Genomic DNA, 3357 nt, shown 5'->3' with positions numbered 1-3357 from the left:
AGCGTCTGCAGCGTGGTTTTCAGATTTTCTTCCTGCGCTTTGAAACCGGACTGCCAAGCCTGATATCTGGCGTTATCCAGCACTACATTGCCGCTACTGTCGGGGCTGCCCAGGCTGCCCAAGTCCTGTATCATGTTATTAATCGGCGTCATATCCACAACGACAACGTATTTCCCGCTGCCGGTGGGGAACTCCTGGACGCAAGAACGCGGCAAACCCAGCGTATCGGCCCACTCTTCGGCCTTATTCTTGTCAACGCCTTGCAGGCTGCCATCGCTGTTCTTGGCTGGAAACAACACGCCGTCCGTGTTTGGCAGCGAGAACTTGTTACGCAATTGCTGCAGTTCGTTCCTGAGCGCGGTGACGTTCAGCTTGACGTGGTTGCCATCATTGCCCGGGGTGACCCAGCCGCCCATTTTGGACAGGATGTCGCTGTAGGCCTTGTAGAATTCGGTGTACACAGCAACGACGTTCTCATAGACGCCAAGGTAGTCCTTTCCGATATCGCCTATGTATCTGGATATCATTTCCCATAGTTTCGCGTCGCTTTCGAAAACCGTTCTGCCGACGCTGTCGTACAACTTGGGCTGGATGTCCGGTGGATCATTAGAATGCGCCGGCTCCAGCTTCTGTTGCAGCTGCGTTTGCTGCTCCGGCGTCAAGCCAATGTCGACCGCCGTCAACCCACGCAAACCGTTGACCAGTTGCTGAGTGGCCAGCTCGCGCTCGGCGCGGTAGTCCCGGGTGGCCAGTTGCGTCAGATGACCCGCAGATTCAGAGAAGTCCTGGGCAGCTTGTTCCCGCTCCGCGCGAGCAGCCTCAACGAAGGCGCCAGGGAAGGTTGCCGGAGTCCGCGACCGCTGCCGCTCCAACAAGGCATCGGCTTGCTTATGTTCGCCTTGCAACAGCGCGCTTAAACCATTCGCCTTCTCCCGCACATATGTCAGCGCGGACAAGGCCGCGCCCGGTGGCGTCGCCGCCGCCTGTACCGTAATCTCGGGATCGCTGGAGAATGGTTGCTGCTGAGTTGCAGCGGTATTTGATGGAGTGAACTGCGATGGAATGATGTTTGAGATGCTAAGCATTACATTTCCTTGACGCGTCGCACCCTCACGCCGCAGCCAGCATCGCTACAGGAGCCGTGACAGCGCGATGGTGAAAGTGGTTACGCCGCGCCGCTGGCCTGGCCAGCGGCGGGGCGGGCGAATTGGCCCACTCGGCGGATTAAATGCGTCCGGCGCTGGAACCCATCGCATCCATGGCGTGTTGCTGCGCCTCCTTCATATTTCTCAACATCTCTTGCTGAAGACTGCGCAACTCTCGGCTATTTTCATTGGCATCATCCGCCGCCGTACTCGCTACGCGGCTGTTTGCCTGCAGGATCTGCTGATCCGCCCGTTCCAGCGTGGCGTCATAGTCTGCAGAACCACGAGCGATGGAGCCAACGGATTGGGCGCTGCTGGAGATTGCTTGACCTTTCGCCTGCATACGCTCAGCCTTGAGGTTGTTCTGCTGGAACTGCCTGGCCTCCTCAGCATGATCCGCCGGCAGGTCGGAAGTCACGCTATCCAGCACCGCCTGATTCTTGGCCGATAGCTGCTTATCGCTTGGACGCACCTTCACCGCGTCGCTGCCCACTCCGTCCGTCACATCAATACCGCTGTTGCGCGGAGAAGCCCGCAGATTTTCCGGGGCCACGCCACCGTTCGACGCCCCCGTCGGGGACTTTTTGGGCAATTGGGTCACGGCGTCGACATGGTCCGCACCCATCTTGACCTGGGCTTGGCGGGCCAAACTGCCTTTGGCGCCCTGAAGCTCAGGCGTCAAGCCATCCATCTTGGCCTTATTATTGGCAAGCGCGTTGCCCTTAATATTTGCTGACTTCACCTGCGTACCGGTGCCGACGGCGGTCACTGCGCCGGTAAATGCGGCCCCGCTGATCGCGCCAGCCAAGATGCTGGCGCCCTCGCGGCGCTGCGAACTGGCCGCCGACTGCACCAACTGGTCATTCAGCTTGATATTGAATTGACGCAGCTGATTGGCTGACTGGAACAGAGACAGCAGTAGCTCCAGAATCTGTTGGAAGCTCTTGCCGGACCGGTGCTCAAGATCCTTGATGCTAAAAACCAAATCGTCTTGCTGTTTTTCGAGATGAACGTCTTCGTTCTGCCGCGACTGGCTCACCACAGTGCCCTGGAGCAGCGCGGAGTTGACAATCTCGCCTAGCTCGCCAGCCACGCTGTCCAGGCCTTTCTCACGCAAAGACTGCTGCGTCTGTGCCAGTTCGTCCCGAACAGCCAGTCTCGAACCGTCATAGGCATCCTTCACCGTCAGGTATGCAACCGATTCAGCTTTCTGAACCGAACTGGCAACAGGCTCCGCCAACTGCGGAATACCCATCATCGAGACGGGCGCCACGGCGCCCGCGCTGGCTTTCTGCATGACGGCGCCGATGTCCTTGATATTGATGGACGGCTCGCCGACACGCGCCTTGCTTTCCTGGCCCTGCAGCTTGCTGTAATCGATGAATCCGGTGGAGATGGAAGAGTGATTTACTGTAGTCATGGTGAATAATCCTGGTATCAAGCGTGGGTGTGGCGCAGAACAAGACGTCCGGCAACGTCGTTTTCCTGCAGCGCGTTAGACAAGGCCGCATGAAGCTCCTGGGTCAGTTTCTGGCTGTCCGTATAAAGCTCCACCGCTTCCTCGATCAACTTCTTGATCTGGTCCATGGCCGCGCGCGCCAGATTGAAATCGGCCATGGCCTCGAGCGCATTTTTCATGAACACGCCTTGCGCCACGTCGCTGCCCATCTGCGTGGCTGTCTGGGCCGCCTGCCCGCCGATCACCACCTTGTTGAGCGTATTGGCCATCATTTCCTTGCCCAGCGCGTCTGTGCGCAGGCCGATCTTGCTGCCGGCATTGCCCAGCGCGTTTGTCAGGCGCTGCGCGCCCTGGCTCAACAGCTTGCTGCCGTTTTTGGCCACTTCCTTGAGCACGCCTGGAACAATCTTCTTGATGGCGTCGCCCAGCAGCTTGCTCAGTGCGTTGCCCAGCTTGGCTGCCGCCCCCTTGCCAACCACGGCGACGACCACCATCACGGCGACCATGGCCACGGCTGCCAGCACCGCGCCGACAATGGAACCCACCATCTCCGCGGTTTTCTTGTCCACCCCCGCCGCCTCCAAGGCCTTGGTGATGGCTTTGCCGATCAGCTCCATCAAGGGTTTAAGCACATGCTCCATCAGCGGCTTCAACGCCTCCTGGATAAAGGACACCCCGGTAGTGGCTTTGACGATCTCGTCCGCCACCATCAATGCAACCCCCACCGCGGCCAGCGCCAGGCTGGCGCCGCCG

The 3357-nt window shown here is 59.3% G+C and carries 3 protein-coding genes; all 3 read right to left on the bottom strand.

Going from position 1 to position 3357, the window contains the following annotated elements; translation table 11 throughout:
* The coding region (gene sctA, locus KVT39_RS38240) for a type III secretion system needle tip protein SctA (protein WP_254640777.1) at positions 1-1085 on the bottom strand (1085 nt) is incomplete at its 3' end.
* 139 nt (positions 1086-1224) lie between these two features.
* Positions 1225-2565, bottom strand: a complete 1341-nt coding sequence (locus KVT39_RS35655; protein WP_217591325.1) for an IpaC/SipC family type III secretion system effector — start codon at positions 2563-2565, stop codon at positions 1225-1227.
* A 17-nt stretch (positions 2566-2582) separates the two neighbouring features.
* The coding region (gene sctE, locus KVT39_RS38235; RefSeq protein WP_254640776.1) for a type III secretion system translocon subunit SctE at positions 2583-3357 on the bottom strand (775 nt) is incomplete at its 5' end.

The sequence above is a fragment of the Burkholderia sp. GbtcB21 genome (assembly GCF_019091065.1).
Taxonomy (GTDB): domain Bacteria; phylum Pseudomonadota; class Gammaproteobacteria; order Burkholderiales; family Burkholderiaceae; genus Burkholderia; species Burkholderia pyrrocinia_C.
Note: the sequence above shows the minus strand (reverse complement) of the source record. Positions and strands in the feature narration are given on the sequence as shown.

What these genes read in the sequence shown, in the direction of transcription:
- KVT39_RS35655 (WP_217591325.1), bottom strand. Translation starts at nt 2,565, where the DNA reads ATGACTACAGTAAATCACTCTTCCATCTCCACCGGATTCATCGATTAC.